Origin of the sequence: Variovorax sp. WS11 (genome assembly GCF_010499245.1) — a bacterium.
Classification (GTDB): Bacteria; Pseudomonadota; Gammaproteobacteria; order Burkholderiales; family Burkholderiaceae_C; genus Variovorax.
Map to the genome: position 1 here is coordinate 3,435,756 of NZ_JAAGOW010000001.1, position 19,667 is coordinate 3,455,422.

At 68.6% G+C, this 19,667-nt stretch carries 17 protein-coding genes; 8 read left to right on the forward strand and 9 right to left on the reverse strand.

The features are described 5' to 3' along the window. Positions 1-135: 135 nt before the first annotated feature. Complete coding sequence (gene argB / locus GXN78_RS16970; RefSeq protein WP_106557429.1) at positions 136-1,029, forward strand: acetylglutamate kinase; 894 nt, start codon at positions 136-138, stop codon at positions 1,027-1,029. Positions 1,030-1,133: 104 nt separating this feature from the next. On the opposite strand, the gene galE is transcribed toward argB, so the two are convergent. Then, on the reverse strand, positions 1,134-2,150 hold the full coding sequence (galE, locus tag GXN78_RS16975) for a UDP-glucose 4-epimerase GalE (RefSeq protein ID WP_106557385.1): 1,017 nt from the start codon (positions 2,148-2,150) through the stop codon (positions 1,134-1,136). A gap of 121 nt (positions 2,151-2,271) precedes the next feature. Between galE and slmA the strand changes: the two genes are divergently transcribed. After that, the gene (slmA, locus tag GXN78_RS16980; RefSeq protein WP_106557386.1) at positions 2,272-2,934 is read left to right on the forward strand and encodes a nucleoid occlusion factor SlmA; all 663 of its coding nucleotides are present in this window, start codon (positions 2,272-2,274) and stop codon (positions 2,932-2,934) included. A gap of 9 nt (positions 2,935-2,943) precedes the next feature. On the opposite strand, the gene GXN78_RS16985 is transcribed toward slmA, so the two are convergent. The 3 genes from GXN78_RS16985 to fusA form a co-directional block, all read right to left on the reverse strand. Further along, positions 2,944-3,462, reverse strand: coding sequence for a BON domain-containing protein (locus GXN78_RS16985; RefSeq protein ID WP_106557387.1), 519 nt, complete (start codon positions 3,460-3,462; stop codon positions 2,944-2,946). Then, positions 3,459-3,731 (reverse strand): hypothetical protein, encoded by a 273-nt coding sequence (locus GXN78_RS16990; RefSeq protein WP_106557430.1) that lies wholly within the window; start codon positions 3,729-3,731, stop codon positions 3,459-3,461. The genes GXN78_RS16985 and GXN78_RS16990 overlap by 4 nt, the downstream gene beginning before the upstream one ends. A gap of 126 nt (positions 3,732-3,857) precedes the next feature. After that, entirely contained in the window at positions 3,858-5,918 is a 2,061-nt protein-coding gene (fusA, locus tag GXN78_RS16995; protein ID WP_106557388.1) for an elongation factor G, read from the reverse strand. Between the two features lie 184 nt (positions 5,919-6,102). Between fusA and GXN78_RS17000 the strand changes: the two genes are divergently transcribed. Next, positions 6,103-6,735, forward strand: coding sequence for a LysE family translocator (locus GXN78_RS17000; RefSeq protein WP_106557389.1), 633 nt, complete (start codon positions 6,103-6,105; stop codon positions 6,733-6,735). Between the two features lie 14 nt (positions 6,736-6,749). Here GXN78_RS17000 and GXN78_RS17005 read toward each other — a convergent pair whose 3' ends face one another. Then, complete coding sequence (locus tag GXN78_RS17005; RefSeq protein ID WP_164255504.1) at positions 6,750-7,775, reverse strand: LysR family transcriptional regulator; 1,026 nt, start codon at positions 7,773-7,775, stop codon at positions 6,750-6,752. Between the two features lie 115 nt (positions 7,776-7,890). Here GXN78_RS17005 and GXN78_RS17010 point away from each other — a divergent pair, with 115 nt between their 5' ends. After that, positions 7,891-8,880, forward strand: a complete 990-nt coding sequence (locus GXN78_RS17010) for a tripartite tricarboxylate transporter substrate binding protein (RefSeq protein WP_106557390.1) — start codon at positions 7,891-7,893, stop codon at positions 8,878-8,880. A gap of 21 nt (positions 8,881-8,901) precedes the next feature. Continuing rightward, positions 8,902-9,894 (forward strand): 4-hydroxythreonine-4-phosphate dehydrogenase PdxA, encoded by a 993-nt coding sequence (locus GXN78_RS17015; protein ID WP_239142743.1) that lies wholly within the window; start codon positions 8,902-8,904, stop codon positions 9,892-9,894. Positions 9,895-9,901: 7 nt separating this feature from the next. Here the strand turns inward: GXN78_RS17015 and GXN78_RS41265 are convergent, their stop codons facing one another. Continuing rightward, positions 9,902-13,615: a patatin-like phospholipase family protein gene (locus GXN78_RS41265; RefSeq protein WP_164255505.1), complete on the reverse strand. Its 3,714-nt coding sequence runs from the start codon at positions 13,613-13,615 to the stop codon at positions 9,902-9,904. A gap of 149 nt (positions 13,616-13,764) precedes the next feature. Next, positions 13,765-14,847 (reverse strand): AI-2E family transporter YdiK, encoded by a 1,083-nt coding sequence (ydiK, locus tag GXN78_RS17025; protein ID WP_106557392.1) that lies wholly within the window; start codon positions 14,845-14,847, stop codon positions 13,765-13,767. Positions 14,848-15,442: 595 nt separating this feature from the next. On the opposite strand from ydiK, the gene GXN78_RS17030 reads away from it, so the two are divergent. The 3 genes from GXN78_RS17030 to GXN78_RS17040 all read left to right on the forward strand — a co-directional run bounded on the left by GXN78_RS17030 (position 15,443) and on the right by GXN78_RS17040 (position 18,218). Further along, positions 15,443-15,757, forward strand: a complete 315-nt coding sequence (locus tag GXN78_RS17030) for a hypothetical protein (protein ID WP_164255507.1) — start codon at positions 15,443-15,445, stop codon at positions 15,755-15,757. A gap of 336 nt (positions 15,758-16,093) precedes the next feature. Next, positions 16,094-17,053 carry a hypothetical protein gene (locus tag GXN78_RS17035; protein ID WP_164255509.1) on the forward strand — a complete coding sequence of 320 codons (960 nt, stop codon included), beginning with the start codon at positions 16,094-16,096 and terminating at the stop codon, positions 17,051-17,053. A 40-nt stretch (positions 17,054-17,093) separates the two neighbouring features. Further along, positions 17,094-18,218, forward strand: coding sequence for a hypothetical protein (locus GXN78_RS17040; RefSeq protein ID WP_106557395.1), 1,125 nt, complete (start codon positions 17,094-17,096; stop codon positions 18,216-18,218). Positions 18,219-18,282: 64 nt separating this feature from the next. On the opposite strand, the gene GXN78_RS17045 is transcribed toward GXN78_RS17040, so the two are convergent. After that, positions 18,283-18,966: a YafY family protein gene (locus GXN78_RS17045; protein WP_275407568.1), complete on the reverse strand. Its 684-nt coding sequence runs from the start codon at positions 18,964-18,966 to the stop codon at positions 18,283-18,285. A 19-nt stretch (positions 18,967-18,985) separates the two neighbouring features. Continuing rightward, positions 18,986-19,321, reverse strand: a complete 336-nt coding sequence (locus tag GXN78_RS41270) for a zinc-binding dehydrogenase (RefSeq protein ID WP_239142744.1) — start codon at positions 19,319-19,321, stop codon at positions 18,986-18,988. Positions 19,322-19,667: the final 346 nt, after the last annotated feature.

Below are 19,667 nucleotides of genomic sequence, written 5' to 3' on the forward strand. Positions count from 1 at the left end.
TCTCCCCCAGGTTGGCTCACTTCGTGTAGCCGCCCACCCCCTCACCGGGGGCAACACCAGCGGCCCGGCAAAGCCGGTTCCGCGGTGTTTCCCGAATTTGCCGGCAAAATCCCGTCGTCTTTCAGCGTGAGCACCATGACCGATCCTGTCCTCAATATTCCCCCCCGCGACAAGGCCGAGATCCTGGCCCAGGCGCTGCCCTACATCCGCAAGTTCCACGGCAAGACCATCGTCATCAAGTACGGCGGCAACGCCATGACCGACCCGGCCCTGCAGGCCGACTTCGCGGAAGACGTGGTGCTGCTCAAGCTGGTCGGCATGAACCCCGTGGTGGTCCACGGCGGCGGCCCGCAGATCGAGGCGGCGCTCAACCGGCTCGGCAAGAAGGGCCACTTCATCCAGGGCATGCGCGTGACCGACGCCGAGACCATGGAAGTCGTCGAGTGGGTGCTGGCCGGCGAGGTGCAGCAAGACATCGTGGGCCTGATCAACCAGGCCGGCGGCAAGGCGGTCGGCCTGACCGGCCGCGATGGCGGCCTGATCCGCGCCCAGAAGCTCAAGATGGCGGACCGCAACGACCCGAACATCGAGCACGACGTCGGCCAAGTGGGCGACATCGTCGCCATCGATCCGGGCGTGGTGAAGGCGCTGCAGGACGACGCCTTCATCCCCGTCGTGAGCCCGATCGGCTTCGGCGAGGAGAACGAGAGCTACAACATCAACGCCGACGTGGTGGCCGGCAAGCTGGCCATCGTGCTCAAGGCCGAGAAGCTGATGCTGCTGACCAACACGCCCGGCGTGCTCGACAAGGATGGCAAGCTGCTCACCAACCTCAGCGCCCGCGAGATCGACGACCTGTTCGCCGACGGCACCATCTCCGGCGGCATGCTGCCGAAGATCGAGGGCGCGCTCGATGCGGCCAAGAGCGGCGTCAACGCGGTGCACATCATCGACGGGCGGGTGCCGCATGCGATGCTGCTGGAAATCCTCACGGACCAGGCCTACGGGACCATGATCCGGGCCCGTTGAGGGTCTCTAAGTTATTGTCCTGAAAGGCTTTTCAGGGTAATTCCTGGAAATCGGAATTTCCAGTGAAAAGAGCCCGGGCCGTTCAGCTGGCGGCCGTCAGGCTTTCAGGTATAGCCCTTCGGATTCCCCTCCTGCCACCGCCAGCTGTCCTCGCACATCTGGTCCAGCCCGCGCCGCGCGCGCCAGCCCAGCAGCGACTCGGCGAGCGCCGGGTCGCCCCAGTAGGCCGGCACGTCGCCCGGTCGCCGCGGCCCGATCTCGTAGGCAATGGTCTTGCCGCTGGCACGCTCGAAGGCCTTCACCACGTCGAGCACCGAGGCGCCCTGGCCCGTGCCCAGGTTCAGCGTGACCAGGCCCGGCTGCTTCTCGGCATGGCGCAGTGCCGCCACGTGCCCCTCGGCCAGATCCATCACGTGTACGTAGTCGCGCACGCCGGTGCCGTCCGGCGTCGGGTAGTCGCCGCCGTGTACCGAGAGCTTGTCGCGCAGCCCGACCGCCACCTGGCTCACGAAGGGCATCAGGTTGTTGGGCTTGCCCTGTGGGTGCTCCCCGATCAGCCCGCTCTCGTGCGCGCCCACCGGGTTGAAGTAGCGCAGGAGCGCGATGCGCCAGGCCGGGTGCGCACGGTGCAGGTCGCGCAGCGCGTCTTCCACCATCAGCTTCGACCGGCCATAGGGATTGGCCGGCCGCAGCGCCGCGCTCTCGGGGATCGGCGAACTGTCCGGGTCGCCGTACACCGTGGCCGAGGAAGAGAAGATCAGCGTGCGCACGCCCGCCGCCTGCATCGCCTCGGTCAGCACGAAGCTGCCGTGCACATTGTTCTGGTAGTAGGTGATCGGGTCCGCCACCGAGTCGCCCACCGCCTTGAGGCCGGCGAAATGGATCACGCCGCCGATCGTCTCCTCGCGGAACACACGGTCGAGCAGGGCGCGGTCGCGCACGTCGCCCTCGACGAAACGCGGCGCCGTGCCGATGATCCGGGCCAGCCGGTCGAGCACGCGCACGTCGCTGTTGCCGAGGTTGTCGAGGATCAGCGGCACATAGCCTGCCGCCGCCAGCGCCACGCAGGTGTGGCTGCCGATGAAGCCGGCCCCGCCGGTCACCAGAATCGTTGGGCTCATCGTTCTTTCTCGCCAATCGTTAAAAAATCCCGTTGATTCTGCGCGACGTACAGTGGATGTCCGGTTGGCACGCGCTCACGTCGCTGTGCGAGAATCATTTTTTTACATTTTGCACGTGCCCATGCAGAACGATGACGAGACGAGCGCCCCAGGCGCGCCGCTGAGTTCCGTGAGTTCCGAGCCGGTGGCAGCAGCAGCGCCGACGCGCAAACGTCCCAAGCCGGGCGAGCGGCGCGTGCAGATTCTCCAGGCCCTGGCCGCCATGCTGGAGCAGCCCGGCGCCGAGCGCGTCACGACCGCGGCCCTGGCCGCCCGGCTCGAGGTGAGCGAGGCCGCGCTGTACCGCCACTTCGCCAGCAAGGCGCAGATGTTCGAGGGCCTGATCGACTTCATCGAGCAGAGCGTCTTCACCCTCATCAACCAGATCACCGAGCGCTCCGCGCCGGGCCAGGAGCAGGCCGCGCGCATCATCGCCATGCTTGTCCAGTTCGCAGAGAAGAACCCGGGCATGACCCGCGTGATGGTCGGCGACGCGCTGGTCTACGAGAACGAGCGCCTGCAAAACCGCATGAACCAGTTCTTCGACAAGATCGAGGCCACCCTGCGCCAGGCCCTGCGCGGCGCGGCCGCGGCCGAGGGCTCGGCCACGCCCAGCGTCGATGCGCAGGTGCGCGCTTCCGCGCTCACGGCCTTCGTCGTGGGGCGCCTGCAGCGCTTCGCGCGCTCGGGCTTCCGGCGCCAGCCCTCGGAGCATCTCGAAGCCGCCGTGGCGCTGATGCTCTGAGGCGCTGATTCAGTTCGTCACCGTGAGCCGGTTGTCGACCGAGTCGACGCCGCTCACCGTGCGCGCGATCTGCTCGGCGCGCGACTTCGCCTCGGCGCTCGGCGCCGAGCCACTCAGCTTCACCGCACCGGACTTCGACGCCACCTCGATCTGCCGCGGACCGAGTTCCGGGTCTCGCGCGATCGCGGCCGACACCGAGGCGGTGACCGCCGTGTCGTTGGCTGACACGCCCAGCCCGCTGCCGGCGTTCTTCAGGGCCTGCTTGGCTGCGTCGATGTCTTCCTTCACGTCCGGCGACTTGAAGTAGTTCACCGTGTTGTCGCGGGCCTTCTCCGCCAGGTCGGCGGCCTTGCGCGCGGCAGCGACGGTTGCATCTTCCGTCTTCTCGACCGCGGTATCGACGCTCTTCCGGGTTTCTGCCTTCTCGCTCTCGCTGCAGGCCGCCAGCGCCATCACGATGGCGCCCGCCACCAGAAATGCGCAGTTCAAACGTAGAAGGCGAAGCAGCAACTCTTGCTTCAGGATCATCGGGGCTCTCCTTGTTGCGGCCGCCGGGCGCCGCGAAACTCCTCCAGCAGGGCCGCCAGCCGCGCCACGCCGCCCGTGCCGCTGGCCGCGCGGCCGATGAAGGCGCCGGCCGCGGCGGCGACCAGCGCCCGGCCGATCAGCGAGCGGCTGCGCCCGGTCGCCATCAGCAGCAGCACCCCTGTCGCCAGCACGATCAGGTGTTCGCCCGGCAGGTCGGGCCGGCGCGCGTCCGCTTCCTTGAGCTTTGCGAGCCACGATTTCAGTTCCATGAGGACTCCTCGTTCCAGCGCCTCCTTCATAGGCGCGGCGCGCCTAACCCGGTGTAGGCGGGTTTCGAATACGCAACGAAGATCGCGCCGCCATCCACCCCTTTGAAGGGGCAGGGGCGCGTCGCCTCACTCCGTGTCGCGCACCTTGTGCTGCGACGTCAGCTGCTGCTGCGTCGTGGGCGGCACCGCCTCGTAGTGCGACAGCTCGATGGTGTAGCGCCCCTGGCCGCTGGTCATCGCATTGAGCCGCGACTGGTAGCCCGAAAGTTCCGACATCGGTACCTGGCCGCGCACCAGCACCGTCCCCGCCGCCGCGTTGGCGGTGCCGGTGACCAGCCCGCGCCGCGACGACAGGTCGCCGGTGATGTCGCCGATTGCGCCGTCGGGCGCGGCGATGTCGATCTTCACCACCGGCTCCAGCACGATCGGCCGCGCCTCCTGAATGGCCGCGATGAAGGCCTTGCGCCCCGCGGTGGCGAAGGCGATGTCCTTGCTGTCCACGCTGTGGCTCTTGCCGTCGTAGACCGTCACCCGCACGTCCACCACCGGGTAGCCCGCGATCGCGCCGTGCTCCAGCACCTCGCGCACGCCCTTCTCGACGGCCGGGATGAACTGGTACGGAATCGCCCCGCCCTTGACCTCGTCCTTGAACTCGAAGCCCGTGCCGCGCGCCAGCGGCTCCACGCGCAGGAAGACCTCGCCGAACTGGCCGGCGCCGCCGGTCTGCTTCTTGTGGCGATGGTGGCCCTCGGCCGGCGCCGTCACCGTCTCGCGGTAGGCGATGCGCGGCGGCCGCGTGTTGACCTCGAAGCGGTACACGTCGCGCAGCCGCTCCAGCAGCACGCGCAGGTGCAGCTCGCCCAGGCCGTAGACAATGGTCTCGTTAGTGGCAGCCACATGCTCCACGCGCAGGCACGGGTCTTCGTCGACCAGCTTGCCCAGGATCTCCCACAGCCGTTGCTCGTCGCCGTGCCGCTGCGGCTCGATCGCAAGGCCGTGCACGGGAATGGGGAAGTCCAGCGCCGCGAGGTGGACGTGGTCGTCCTCGGCCGCGTCGTGCAGCACGGCGTCGAAGTGGATGTCCTCCACCTTCGCCACCGCCACGATGTCGCCCGGCAGCGCGCGCGACACCTCCGTGTATTCCTTGCCCTGCAGCATGAACAGGTGGTTCACCTTGAAAGGCTTGCGGCCGTCGCCGATGAAGAGCTGGCTGTCGCGTGTGAGGGTGCCCTGGTGCACCCGGAAGATGCCCATCTTGCCCACGTACGGATCGACCGTGACCTTGAACACATGCGCCAGCACGTGCGCCGAGGGATCGGGCTTCGCCTCCATCGGCTTGGCGTCCTCGCCCTCGCCGACCAGGAAGGCCGGCGGATTGGCCTCGGTCGGATCGGGCAGCAGCTTGACGATCACGTCCAGCAGCTCGCCGAGCCCGGCCCCGTTGCGCGCCGAGACGAAGCACACCGGGATCAGGTGCCCCTCGCGCAGCGCCTGCTCCAGCGGCGCATGCAGCTCGCTCGGGTCGACGTCGCCCTCCTCGAGATAGCGGTCGACGAAGGCCGCATCCACCTCCACCACCTGCTCGACCAGCGCGCGGTGCGCCGATTCCACGTCGCCCATCTTGCAGCCGCCTTCGCGGTTGTAAAAGCAATCGAGCACCTTCGTGCCGCCGTCGTCGGGCAGGTTGACCGGCAGGCACTCGCGGCCGAAGGTGGCCTGGATCTGCGCCAGCAGCCCCGCCATGTCCACGCCCTGCGAGTCGATCTTGTTGACGATCACCATGCGTGCCAGATTGCGTGCCGCCGCATGCTCCATCATGCGCACCGCCATCTGCTCGATGCCGGTCGCCGCGTTGATCACCACGGCCGCCGTCTCCACCGCCTCCAGCGCCGGCAGGCTCTGGCCGAGGAAGTCGGCGCCGCCGGGTGTGTCGAGAAGGTGGATGCGCGTGCCTGCATGCGGGAGGTGCATCACCGAGGAATTGAGCGAGTGCTGCATTCGCCGCTCGAGCGGGTCGAAGTCGCTCACCGTGCTGCCGCGCTCCACGCTGCCCGGCGCACCGATGGCGCCGGATTTGAGCAGCAGGGCCTCGGCCAGCGTGGTCTTGCCCGCGGCGGACGGACCGACGAACGCCAGGGTTCGCACCGCTTCCATTTCGGCCACGAGGCCGTTCGATCGGCTTGGCATGGACATCTCCTTTGCGCCTTGCGTGGCGCTGCGGGCGGCCGATGGGAACGCAAGCGCCGCCCGGTTGGCGGTCCAGGGTAAGGGATTGCCCAGCCCGGCGCAAGGCGGACAACCTGAGCGGGCGGCTCGCCGTGCCGGCGGCCCGAGGAATATCATGCTCGCCCGACCCGAGGAGCTCCCCAGCATGAACACCCCGACCCTGCTCGTCTTCGCGCTCGTGGCGCTGATCGCCATCGCCACCCCCGGCCCCACCGTGCTCCTGGCCCTGGCCAACGGTTCGCGCTTCGGCGTGCGCCGCGCGCTGCCCGGCATGCTGGGCGCGGTTGCCTCCGACTTCGTGCTGGTGGGCGCCGTGGCGGTGGGCCTGGGCGCGTTGCTGGCCGCCTCGGAGTTCTGGTTCTCGGTGCTCAAGTGGGTGGGCGCGGCCTACCTGGCCTGGCTGGGCTTTCGCCTGCTGCGCTCGCAGGGCGGGCTCGATCTCTCGCAGCAGGGTGCGGCCGACGGCCGTGGCAGCCCGCGCGCCATCTTCGCCAAGTCCTTCCTCGTGGCCGTGACCAACCCCAAGGGCTACCTGTTCTGCTCCGCGCTGATGCCGCAGTTCATCGACCCCAGCGCGCCGCAGTGGCCGCAGTACGCGGCCATCGGCATCGTGTTCGCGGGCCTGGACTTCTCCGTGATGCTGGCCTATGCCGTGATCGGCGCGCGCGCCGTCAAGCTGCTGCGCCGGCGCGCCGTGCTGTGGCTGGACCGCTGCTGCGGCGGCGCCCTGCTGGCCCTGGCCGGCTCGCTCGCCTTCTACCGCCGCAGCGCAAGCTGAGCGGCATTCCTCCCTTAACTTTCGCGCGCCGAGGAGAGCGGTCTGGTATTCCTCCCTCTCCCGCTGGCGGGAGAGGGCTGGGGTGAGGGTGGTTCAGCCCCCCTCAAGTTCGAAGGCCGCAGCAGCGCAATGAAGGCCGCAGCCGCCGGCGACAGGCTGTGCGCCCGGCGCGTGATCAGGTAGATCGGCGGCACGCGGATCGGCAGCTCCACCGGCAGCACCCGCAGCAGGCCCAGCCGCCCGTAGTGCGCCGCCTGCGAAGCCGGCATCACGGCCGCCATGTCCGAATGCTCCAGCAGCGCCGTCATCGCGATCGGCGAGGCCGTCTCGGTGACCTTCAGCCGCTGCTGGATGCCCGCTTCGCGCAGCGCCGCCTCGAAGCGCCCGCGCTGCGGCGAGCCCGGCGGCTGCAGCAGCCAGGGCCAGTCGACCAGGTCGCGCAACGCGAGCGCCTTGCGCCGGCAGAGCGGATGCCCCTTGCGCACCACCACCACCTGCGGCTCGCCCAGCAACGGCGCGCAGTCGAAGGCCTCCGCGCTGTGGTCCTCGGTGAGCCGCCCCAGCATCAGGTCGACCTCCCCGCGCGCGAGCTGGCGCAGCATCACGTCGCTCGTGTCCACCACCACGCTCACCGCCACGCGCTCGTGCTGCTTCTGATAGGCCACCAGCGCCGGTGCCAGCAGCTCGGGCACCGCCCCCGGCACGCTGCCGATGCGCAGCGCGCCGCTCAGCCCCGAGCGCAGCGCCTCCACCTCCTGGCACACCGCATCGAAGTCCGTCAGCACCCAGCGGGCATGGCGCACCAGCGCCTCGCCGTAGGGCGTGGGCGTCATGCCGCGCGCCACGCGGGTGAAGAGCGGCACCGCGAAGGTCTCTTCCAGCTGCTGCAGCAGCTTGGTCGCGGCCGGCTGGCTGATGCTCATCGCCGCCGCGGCACGGCCGAGGTTGCGGTGCTGGTCCAGCAGCGCCAGCAGCACCCATTGCGCGCGCGCAGCCGCGCAGCAGGCGCCAGGGCGGGAGATCGGGGCTGGCTGGGCCATATACGTGCGTATATGAATTCTTCAGAACATTCGATTGGATTGGAATGGCGAGCATCCCTAAGCTGGTCCTCATCGAGCCAGTACTACGACGACCACGACAACGGAGACAAGCCCCATGACCTTCCAGCGCCAGTTGCGCCGCGCCGCCTTCTGCGGCCTGGCCGCCGCGAGCCTGATCGCCGCCCCGCATGCGGCGATGGCCGACGCCATCTACCCCGACAAGCCCCTGCGCATCCTGGTCGGCGCCTCGCCCGGCGGCGGCACCGACATCCTGGCGCGCATGCTGGCCGACAAGTTCAGCCCCGCGCTCAAGCAGCCCGTCGTGGTCGAGAACCGCCCCGGCGCCTCCAACACCATCGCGGCCGAGCTCACCGCGCGCGCCCAGGCCGACGGCAGCACGCTGCTGCTGGCCACCAACACCGGCCAGGCGGTGGCGCCGCACCTGCTCAAGCTCAAGTACGACCCGCTCAAGGACCTGCAGCCCGTCGGCCTGGTGGCCGTCATGCCCAACGTGCTGGTGGTGCCCGCCAACTCGCCCTACCGGGATGTGAAGGAACTGGTCGCCGCCATGCGCGCCAAGCCCGGCGCCCTGCGCTATGCGTCGTCGGGCATCGGCAGCACCCAGCACGTGGCTGGCGAGGCCTTCGCGCTGGTCACCGGCACCAAGGCCATCCACGTGCCCTACCGCGGCAGCTCGCAGGCGCACGTGGACATCATCGGCGGCCAGGTCGAGATGATGTTCGACAGCACCTCCTCGGCCATGGGCCAGATCCGCAACGGCAAGCTCCGTCCGCTGGCCATCGCCGCGCCCAGGCGCATGGCCGAGCTGCCGGACGTCCCCACGCTGGCCGAAGCCGGCGTGCAGGGCGCCGACGTCAACACCTGGTATGGCCTCTTCGTCACCGCCGGCACGCCGCGCGCCGCCGTCGAGCGCCTTGCCGCCGAGCTGTCCCAGAGCCTGAAGATGCCCGAGGTGCAGGAGCGCATCAAGGGGCTGGGCGGCGAGATCACGGCCATGGGCATCGAGCCCTTCGCCGAGATGAACCGCAGCGAGTTCGAGCGCTACGGCAAGCTGGTGCGCGACACCGGCATGCGGGCCGAATGAAAAGAGAAGCAAAGGATGTCGATGAAACCCAGAATCGCGCTGCTGCTCGGCGACCCCAGCGGCATCGGCCCCGAAATGGCCGTCAAGCTGCTCGCCCGCGCGCAGAACCTCGACGCGGCCGAACTGCTGCTGATTGCCGATCCGCTGGTGCTGGAAAGCGGCGAACGCATTGCCGACCTGCGTCTGAACCCCTTGCGGCTCGACAGCCTCGACGCGCTGCGCTTCGAGCCCGGACGCGTGAGCCTGCTGGTGCAGAACACGATGCAGGGCCGTCCGCCCGTGCTCGGCGAATCGAATGTGCATTCGGGCCGTGCCTCCTTCGAAGCCATGCAGCTCGCCACCGAGGCGGTGCGGCGCAAGCAGGTCCAGGGCATCGTCTTCGCGCCGCTCAACAAGCACTCGTTGCGACTGGGCGGTCTCGAACACGAAGACGAGCTGCGCTACATGCAGGAGCGCTTCGAGGTGCCGGGCTTCGTCTGCGAGTTCAACATCACCGGCAGCCTGTGGACCTCGCGCGTCACCTCGCACGTGCCGCTGAAGGAGGTCGCATCGCTCATCACCGGCCCGGCCGTGCAGGACGCCGTGCACATCATCCGCGACGCGCTGGTCAGTGCCGGCGTCAAGGCGCCGCGCATTGCCGTCTCGGGCCTCAACCCGCATGCCGGCGATGGCGGCTCCATCGGCCGCGAGGAGATCGACATTATCGAGCCCGCCGTGCGCGCCTTGCAGTCGCAGGGCATCGATGCGCGCGGCCCTTACTCGCCCGACACCGTCTTCATCGGCGCCCGACGCGGCGACTTCGACGCTGTCGTCTCGATGTACCACGACCAAGGCCAGATCGCGATGAAGCTCATGGGCTTCGAGCAGGGCGTGACCCTGCACGGCGGCCTGCCCGTGCCGGTGGCGACATCGGCGAGCGGCAGCGCCTTCGACATCGCCGGCAAGGGCGTGGCAAACGTCGAGGGCCTGCAACGCGCCTTCGACCTGTGCGTGGAGATGGCCCGGCCAGGTTGACGCCTGCTCACTTCGGCGTCTGTGATTCCCTGACCGGCGGCGGTGCCGCCTTGACCGATGGCGGCGCCGCAGCAGGCGGCTGGCTCGGTGCGGGCGGCGGGGGCACGAACCAGACCTCGACCGTCCTTGCCCTCGGGCGATATTGAGCCGGCAGCGGTTCCACGGCCCAGCCACCTTGCTTGACTGCACCCGCCAAGGCGCGAGCGCACGTCACGGCATCGAGATCATGAAATCGCACCGTGGTTTTCGACACCACGGGCGGGCTGGCGAAGCCGCGTGAGTGCGCCGTCGCCACCACGTCCTCGATCGGTGCGAGCTTCGCGCCGAGGCGTCCCCAGTCTGCGGCATAGCCCTCCGCGGTTGCGCGTTGCTCCGGCCGGTAGATCTGCCGGAAGAGGGTGATGTCGTTGCACGGCCCCCCGCCAGGCGCCGGCGAGCCCGGGCTGGTGCCGGCCGCAGCAGGCGGCAAGCTGTCCAGCAGGCCCGAGAAGCGCCCTGCGAAGCTGCACTCCGGCCGCGGCAGCGCGCCCATGTTCAACGCCTGCCGCTGTGCGTCTTCGCGCTGGGCCACCACGGGGTCGCAAGGATGGGCGTTCGTGGCGTTGCCCGCCCCCGTGTAGTCGTAGATCCAGTAGCGCGGCGGCGGCTTGACGCTGATCACCTCCGGCCCCGGCGCGAGGCAGGTCGTGCGGCTGCCCGCATCCCGGCCTTGCGCCGCGTTCAGCAGCGCGCCACAGGCGGCGGGCTTGTTGCCGGGGATCGCCGCGCAGAGTTCGCGCGCCGCGCTGTCGATGCGCACCGCCAGGTCGGAGCGCGCGAACCAGTCGGCGCCGCCGGCCGGGCAAAGGCTGTCCGCCGTGCGCAGCAATGCGGCGGCCAGCGTGTTCGCTGCCGCCGGCCTCTCTTCGTCCTTGGCCGCCGCGGCCTTGGTCCACAGGTCCGTGAGCTCCTTCATCGCGCCACGCTCGTCCGTGCTCTGCCGGGTGTAGCTGCTCTTGGTCGACTCGATGGCCTGCCACGCCGCCACCCCCACCGTCGCTGCAGCGCTCAGGCTGAGTGTTGCGCCCACGGCCGTCACACCGCTTGCCGCCGAGGCAATGCGCGTTCCGACGCGTCCGTTGCCGGCCGGCGTTGAGGTGCCGGCGGCGGGCGCAGCCGCCTTCGCTGCAACAAATGGCGAGCACTCGTCGTCCTCGAACCATGCGTCTGCATTCGCCAGCAGCGCTTCGATGAACACGCGGTCCAGGTGCTGGCCCAGGAAGCTGCCCAGATGAAAGTAGCTTTCCCACTGCGCTTCGGAGAAGAACTGGTCCGACGTCGCCTGCTGCGGAAACTCCGGGTATTGCCGCTTAAAGTTCATCAGGTCGACCGGCAGCCCCGCGCACACATTCGGCTTGATCACGATCAGGATGCCGGTGCTTGCGCCCGCATCCGCGTACTGCACCTTCGCCAGCGCGAGGCAAGCGCTGCTCGTCGCCGATTCCAGATCGTCCAGCGAACCGAAGCGCTCCAGCGCCGCGGGCCGGGGAGCCGTCGGAGCCGCCGGCCGCGCGGTCCTGAAGCGCCGCGGGGCAGCGGCCGCCGCTGCGGCTGTCTTGCTGGCCTTCGGCTTCTGGAACAGGATCTCCGCCTGCAAGTCGATGCGCCCCTTGCGCACCAGGTTCTCGAGGTCCTCGAAGCGGAACTGAGGGTCCGCCCCGCAGTCGGCGATCACGATGACTTGCGCGCGCTCGGCGAGCAGCACATAAGCTGCCGTGTTCTCGAAATGCCCGCCGTCGGTCAGGAACCAGTCGTCCTTGTCCGTGCCCTTGAAGACCCCGAAGGTCTCGTTGAGCACGCCGCGCGACTTGGCCCCCAAGCGGTACGGCGTCGTGGTGCATCCCGTGCGCGCCTCTCGGTCCCACCAATAGCCCAGCCGCACCCCGGCGAAAGTGGCGAGCGCGGAGATGCCGCCGCGCGTGCGCCCGCCCAGGCCCGGCGCCACCGCGGCGCCGGAGATCGCCGCCCAGTTACCCAGCGTCAACGCCCCCGGGCCGGTGAGGTCTTCCCACTCGCCCTGCGAAGCCTTGCGCAGCCCGCCGGATGCGACCGACAGCGCCAGCCCGCGGCGGTCCTGGTTGAACAACCCGCCGCGCGGATCGCGCGTCTGGTTGATGCACACGTTGAGGATATGGATGGGCCCGCCCTGGGCCTGCGGCCGGTAGGCGTCCAGCGCGATGTCGTCGTCGGCATGGACGTCGTCGACCGAAGCGATCTTGTGGTCGGTGCGCAGCACCTGCGGCACACGATCCAGCGCCATGAGCGGCGGCACGGCAGCGTCGCTGGTGAACCGCGCGCCGTTCGCCGCGCCCAGGTAGCTGCGCACGATGCGCGCCTTGTAGAAGGCATGCAGCGACGAGACGTTGAGGAATTCGACGTTCTGCCCCGTCAACAGCAGGAAGCCGAGCACCGGCACGGCGAGCATCAGGCAAGCCAGCCACCCGCTGCCGTAGGAAATCCCTTCGGGCGTGAAGAGCGCGCCCAGCACCATCTTGTGCGCCAGCGAAGCCCACCACACGCACAGCAGGAACACCAGCGCATAGCCCAGCAAGCGCCCCACAGCCAGCACCACGCTCGTGCCCGGGCTCGAGGGCAGCAGCTTCGAGGCCAGCGGCAGCACCGCGCGGATCACGGCCGCGGCAATGGCCAGCCACAGGCCCGCCACGCCCTGGCCCGTCTCGGTGAGCGGCTCCAGCTCGAAGGCCAGGAACCATGCGCAGCGGTCGATCAGACCCACCAACACGATGGCGCTGAACAGCTCGAAGGTCTTGGCCAGCGCCCGCGTCACATAGGTGCGTGCGGCTTCGGAGCGCAGGCCTCCCTGGTCCTTGGAGCGCCACAGGAAGTTGGCTGCCACCGGCATCGCCGCAAGCCACAGTGCCAGCAGTGCAATGGTCATGACGAGCAAGGTGCTCCTGAGCACCTGCCCCACCGGTCGATGGCTGCCTTCGAACTGCAAGTACCACCAGCACAGCCCGCAGGTCAAGGCCAGGCTTCCCAGCCAGGCAGCGATCAGCCAGCGCCGCGGGGTCGCGTCCACCCACGGGATGGCCCAGTAGGCCGCCGCCCGCCAGGCGCCCACCATGAAGACCAGCGGCAGCGCCAGCCACACCACCGGAATCCACAGCGGCGCCCAGGCGGGCAGGTCTTGCAGCAGCGCGAACACCGGGTCGGAGGCGGCCGCGCCCAGCGCCGCCAATCCCTGCCAGGCATGCAGGATCACCACGTCGAGCACTAGCGTAATGGCCAGCACGATCAGCGCGAACTCGAAGTGGATCGCGACCAGGTTGCGGAAGAAGAGGGACGCCACGAACAGCGTGTCGCGCATGCCGCGCGGGATCAGGTAGCGCCCGTTCGCGCGGAGCCACCAGACGAACCAGCCGGCCTGTATTTCGCCGAGCGCCTGCTGCACCCGGAACATGTCCGTGCGCCGCGTGCCGCGCGAGAACAGCCGCCCCAGCATGCTGCCGATGTACCCGCCGCCCGATACCGTCGACAGCAGATCGAAGCGCAGCAACAGCCGGTTGCGCGCCAGGCTGCGCAGCAGCCCGAAGCAGAAGGTCGCGCTGCGAATGCCGCCGCCCGACAGCGCCAGGCCCCAGAGGGCCGAGCCGTCTGCGGGAAGGTTGCGAATGCCCAGGGCCCGGCGGCGGGCCGTGACTTGCTCAAGCAGCTTGCTCACGGGTGCTTCCCTCCAGGGTGGCGGCCTGGCAGGAGTCGTTGTCAGTTCGAGCGCAGGCGCGCGCCGAGTATCTCAGCTGCCCTGCGCGCTTGAAAGCCCGAATCTCACTCGCGTGGAGGAGAGAAGAATGCCGCTACGCCCCGGCCTGCCTACTGCTGCGCGGCATCGGCCTCGACCGGCAGCGGCTCCTCGTCGCGCAGCCAGGCGTCGACCAGCGTGTACGACACGGCCAGCATCACCGGCCCCACGAAGATCCCGACCAGCCCGAAGCCCAGCAGCCCGCCGATCACCCCCGCGAAGATCAGCACCAGCGGCAGGTCGGCGCCGCGGCGGATCAGTAGCGGGCGCAGGAAGTTGTCCATCGTCCCCACGATGATGGTCCACACCAGCAGGAAAATGCCCCAGCCCGTGTTGCCGCTCCAGAACACCCAGATGGTCGCCGGCGCCAGCACCAGCGTCGGCCCGGCCTGCACGAGGCACAGCATGAACATCACCGCCGTGAGCAGTGCCGCGAACGGCACCCCCGCGATCGCCAGCCCGATGCCGCCCACCACCGCCTGGACGATCGCGGTCACCCCCACCCCCAGCGCCACGCCGCGGATGGCTTTGCCGGCCAGCACCACGGCATCTTCCCCGCGCTGCCCGCCCAGCTTGAAGCCGAAGCGCCGCACCACCTCGGCCGCCGACTCGCCGCCTGCGTACATCATCCCAGCGATCACCACCGTCAGCAGGAACTGCAGCGTCAGCGCCCCCAGCACGCCGGCCTGTGCGAGCACGAACGAGGTGACCTGCCGGATATAGGGCGTGACCTGGGCCTCCAGCCCCGACACGCCTGCGGCCACCAGCTCGTTCCAGGCCTCCGTCAGCCGCGACCCGACCAGCGGCAGGCGCTGCACCCAGCCGGGCAGCGTGGGCGGGCCCTGGCTGATCAGCTTGCGCACCCAGGTGACGACTTCCTCCGCATTGGAGGCGATGGTCGAGATCGCCAGCGTGAGCGGCAGCACGAACAGCAGCAGCAGGATCACCACCATCGCCAGCACCGCGAGGCTGCGCCGCCTCCACAGGCGCGCCTGGATCCAGAGGAAGGCGGGCCAGGTCGCCACCACCACCATCGCGGCCCAGATCGTGGCGCCCAGGAAGGGGCGGAGGATCCAGAGGGAGGAGGCGATGAGGAGGGCCAGCGTGAGTACGCCGAAAGTTGTCTTGGCTAGGTCGGGGCGGGGGACGGACATGGATCGAGGGCGAGTGCGGCTCGCAGCAGTGTGCGCACGGGCGATGGGCGCATTGTGCGGCCTGTGGTGCGGTGCGGCCTTTGCGGTGCTTGCTTGCCGGCGATGCTCACCGCAGGGCCTTGGGGCGCACTCACCGACAAAAATCTTCAAGCGAGATCGGTACTTGTTGGCACTTCGACCAGCGGCCGAGTCGCGTTCTAGGGCGCCCAACCTTGTGGTCGATACAGCCGCTGCCCAGAATGCCCGGGCTGTCGCAAGGCAGGCACGAACAAATACAACCAGGAGAAGCAATTGGATTTCATCGACCAAGTCAGATCGCTCGCATCGCGCGTTGTACTCGCCATTCCCTGGCTCATGCGGTCTTGAGCGGCTTTCGTTTCGGCGGCAGCGTTCGACCAGGAAGGCCGAACCGTAAGCAGTCTCAAGTTGTCATCCACGCGATGGCGCTGGAGTCCGAGATCAGTCGGAATCAGCTGATTCGCTGCAGAGGCATCTCAACGCGGCACGTACTATAGTCTCTGGCGCTCTATGGTTCTCCCGGCACACTGGGCCCATGTCGACCGCTCCCATCATCCGCGCCGAGCCCATGCTCCCCATGCGCCAATTGCTGGCGCACCTTCCGCGCCTTCCCATCTCCGACAACGGCGCCGTCGACGCCAATCGTGCTTCGCCCGGGCTGCTGCGATCCGTCGCCGAGGACGCAGAAGCCACGATGTCCACAATCCACCAGGGCCTAGGCGCCATAGGCCTGCTAGCCCATTCGGCAGTCCCCATCGAAGATGGCAGCATCGGCGCCGACAGCCTTGAGAGCCTGGGCTTCCTTATGGCGGAGCTGGGTGACCTGGCCGCCGCCTGCATGACGCTCGCCGCCCACTGTCGGCGTGCCGCAGACCATCGCCCCATCAGCTGACAGGGCGCGACCACCGCAACCGCCAGGATAGGGTGCGCTCCATCCACTGCCTGCGGTGTCCGCCATCAGCGCGCCTGGGTGAGGAAGACGGCGCGCGCCATGCGGGCCGACCGAGCCCCCCGCTTGTGCCTCCCCGGCCATTGCGGAACAATGCTCGCCCCACTTGCACGCAGCGCTCGAAGAGGACCGCCCGCCAAGCCAGCGGCGCAGGGCCGCCCCAAGCAGGCCATGTCAACAGCATCTGCAATCCCAAGCGGGCCGAGCCAGCGCTCGTTTCCCACCCAGCGCCGGCACATTGCACCGCATCGCGGGCTTCCAGCCCGAAGGGAGGTTGTGATGACAAAGTGGTCCCAAGCCCCCGCAGCCCTCCTGCTAGCCCTCGCCTGCGCCACCACCGCCGGCATCCTCGCCCCCAACACAACCCTGTCCCCAGGCCAGTCCATCAGCTCCGACAACGGCCGCTATCTCCTGGTCATGCAGGGCGACGGCAACTTGGTCTACTACCGCACCACCGACTGGGCCGCGCGCTGGCACAGCCACACCTACGGCAATCCGGGCGCGTTCGCGCCGATGCAAGGCGATGGCAACCTCGTCGTCTACACCGGCACCGGCACGCCGGTCTGGAACTCGCAAACCTCCGGCAACCCGGGCGCCTACCTCGCGGCGCAGGACGACGGCAACCTGGTCATCTACGGCAGCGGCAGGGCGCTGTGGAACATCGGTGCGGACGTAGTCATCGGCGACCCCCAGCTCGCCGGCGATGTGGTCGGGCGCGACCTGGCGATCTCCGGGCTGGGCTCGCTGGGGCACACCGGCATGTTCGACGGCAGCAGCGTGGTCGAGGTGCTGGACGAGGGCAGCAACGCCATCCTCTACGAATCGCTGGCCAGCTTCAAGGCGCGCTCCGCCTACTGGGGCACGGCCTCGCCCAACAACCCGAACCACCTGCTCAACAAATGCTTCAAGACGGCCTGCCTGCAGCCCGCCGACTTCGAGGACATCGGTGCCCGGATGGCGCTGGTCAAGCGCGCCTTCCAGGCCTACCTGATCGGCGCCGACTACACCTACGGCCAGCACTACACGAGCGCCCAGCCCATGGTCTGGGGGCGTGTGGCCCAGCGGGGCCTGTACCGCTGCGACACCTTCATCATCAATGTGTATGAAAAGACCGCCGACGACGAAGGCATGGGCTCGGTCTATCCGGTGCCGCAGCTCTGGCTGGACCGCAATCGCGACCTCAAGAGCGACGTGATCCTGCCCTCCAAGCTGTTCGACAAGATGAAGGGCTGGAGCTGAAGTCGAGGCAGGCAGGCAGGCACGCAAGCAAGCACGCATCATGAAGAAGGCCGGAGTCCTCGCAATCGCAGGCCTTGCCCTGGCCGGGGTCGTGTGGGTGGTGTTCGGATGGCAGCATCTCGCATCGACGGTGCCGCGGCAGGAGGCGCCCGCGCCTGCATCCCGCGGCGCCGAGCAAGACGCGTCCGCAGCAGCAGCCGCCGGCAGGTATGCGGCGGCGATCACCATCGCCAGGAACAGCCCGGACCCTCACAACCCGCTGGTCGCCTATGTCCCCAAGCCCGGCATCGCGGGCCGCAACGAGCTCGACCGGATCTTCGCCCAGGGAGTGCCGCTCACCACCCAGTCGGCATTGGCCGCGCGTGCCTTGTTGCAGCGCGGGCTCAGCGACGATGAAAAGGTCGCGCTGGCCCGCATCCTGGCTCGCCTGTATGCGCCGGACGACCCGACCGGGTTCAATGCCGAACTCCTGCTGGACCTGCGTGGCCTGATGGGCGACGCCAACAGGCAGGTGGCGCGATCGGCCGTGCTGAGCTTCTCGCGCCTGGGCTATCTGCCGGGCTCCGATGCGTTGCTGAAAGATGCGTTCGACAAGCAGATCCTCGGCCGGGACGACTACTACGGGGAACTGGCGCACATGGCGCCGCTGGCGCCCGCGCGCGTGCAGGACGAGTTGCTTTCCACCGTCCGCGCCTCGTCGAATGCCTATGCGGCCGACATCCTGGCGCATGCGGTCAACGACAACCCGAAGGTGCTGAACGGCTACTCCGCCCACGCGCTCGGCGAGATCATCGAGCTGCTGAGCCGGACCGAGCCGCGCTTCCCGTCGGCCACCGGCGAATTCGGGCTCACGGATGCGGTGCGGTACGCCAACTGGCTGCGCGCCACCGCGCAGCTCGAAAGCCGCATCCACGGGATCGATCCTGACCGCGCGATCGTGGACAGGCTCGGCCTGCCCGGCACCGATCCGCGCAAGATCACGGCCTATCTGTTGACGTCCGAGGCGTCCTCGCTGCTGTCGAGCGCGCGCCTCGGCTCGCCGGCGAGCGGGCTGGTCGCTGCGTCCAACCAGTATGCGGCGCAGTACCCGGGGAACAAGAGCCTTCAATCGGCTGCGCAGGAGATCGCGCAGAAAGTTGCGAGGGCCAAGGGCACGGGGCGCTAGGCGCGCACGCTCAATGCCGATGGCCGCCCGCCCGCGCGCGGCGGTAGTGCTCGCCAGGCGCCGTCTAGGCGCCTTTGCGGCGATTGCGCTCGCGATCGACCTGAGCGCGCCATTCCTTGACCATCTGGCGACGATTTCGGATGTAGCGCTCTTGCAGGAAATCCATCTTCACGATGCGGTCGGCACGGAACAGACGGAAGTCCTGGCGCAGTTCGCACCATCCCGCGATGAACCGCCGCGACTCAACGAAGCCCAGCATGATTGGCCAGATGATTCGCTCCGAAACTACCCCGGCCTGATCGGTGTAGCCGATGCGCATCTTGCACTGCTCGCGCATTGCCTGTCGGACCCTTGCCAGGTCGAGCCCTGACGTGTCTTCTCGCTTTCGGGCGATGTAGAGCGTGTCGTCGTCCAGCATCCTCCGCATATCGGAGGGAAGTACACCGCCAATCTTGGCGAGCGCATTCTGAGCGGCCAAGGCGAGCGCATCGTCCGTCTGGCGGCTCACCCACTGTGCGCCCGCGACCAGAGCCTGGAGCTCTTCCTCGGTGAACGACAGTGGGGGTAGAAGAAATCCCGGTCTCAGGATGTAGCCGACGCCTGGGGCACCGTCGATCTCCGCTCCGAGCGACTGCAGCGTGGCGATGTCGCGCCGTATCGTGCGCAGCGACACGCCCGACTCGCTGGCAAGCACTTCGCCGGACACCGTTCCACGGTGTCGGCGCAGCACCTGCATGAGGTCGAACAATCGCTGGCTGCGGGACACGTCAATCCATCACAACGAGGCCTTTCCCGGCCAGCTTGTGCCCCTGTTCAAGCTCGTGGAGAAGTCGCATGGCGTCGCTCAGCGGCACGGTCTTGGCTACCGGGAGCCGGAGTTTTCCTTCCGCTGCAGCACGCGCCAAGCCATCGAGAATGTCCGCTTTCGCCTTGCAGATGATTGGTTTCAGCCTGCGATCGAACATGGAACGCATGAACTTGCCCAGCGTCGGATTGATGTCGAGGTACACGCCTCCGTCGCGAAGCATCCCGAGACCGACGGCGGTCGTCATGGTGGCCGCGGTATCGTAAACAACATCGAAGCGCTCGCTGATCTTTGCCAAGTCGGTTGTCCGATAGTCGTAGGCGCGCGACACCCAGCGCATGGGCGCGTGGCATTGCCTCGGCGCTGCAGCTGCCCGAGACCTTGGCCCCTGTCATCCGTGCAAGCTGAACGGCTGTTTCGCCAACGGCCCCGGTGCAGCCGTTGATGAAGACATGTGCGCCAGGCTTCAGTCCAGCCTTGTCGAACAGACCATTCCAGGCGGTGACGCCAGGAGTGCCGAGGCAGGCGGCGTCCTCGAAGGAAACGCTGTCAGGCTTCATCGCCAGAAAGCTCGCGTCGGTGAGCACTGCATGGCCGCACGCGCCGCTCTCCTTGAGTCGTGCAAGGCCGAACACGGCATCTCC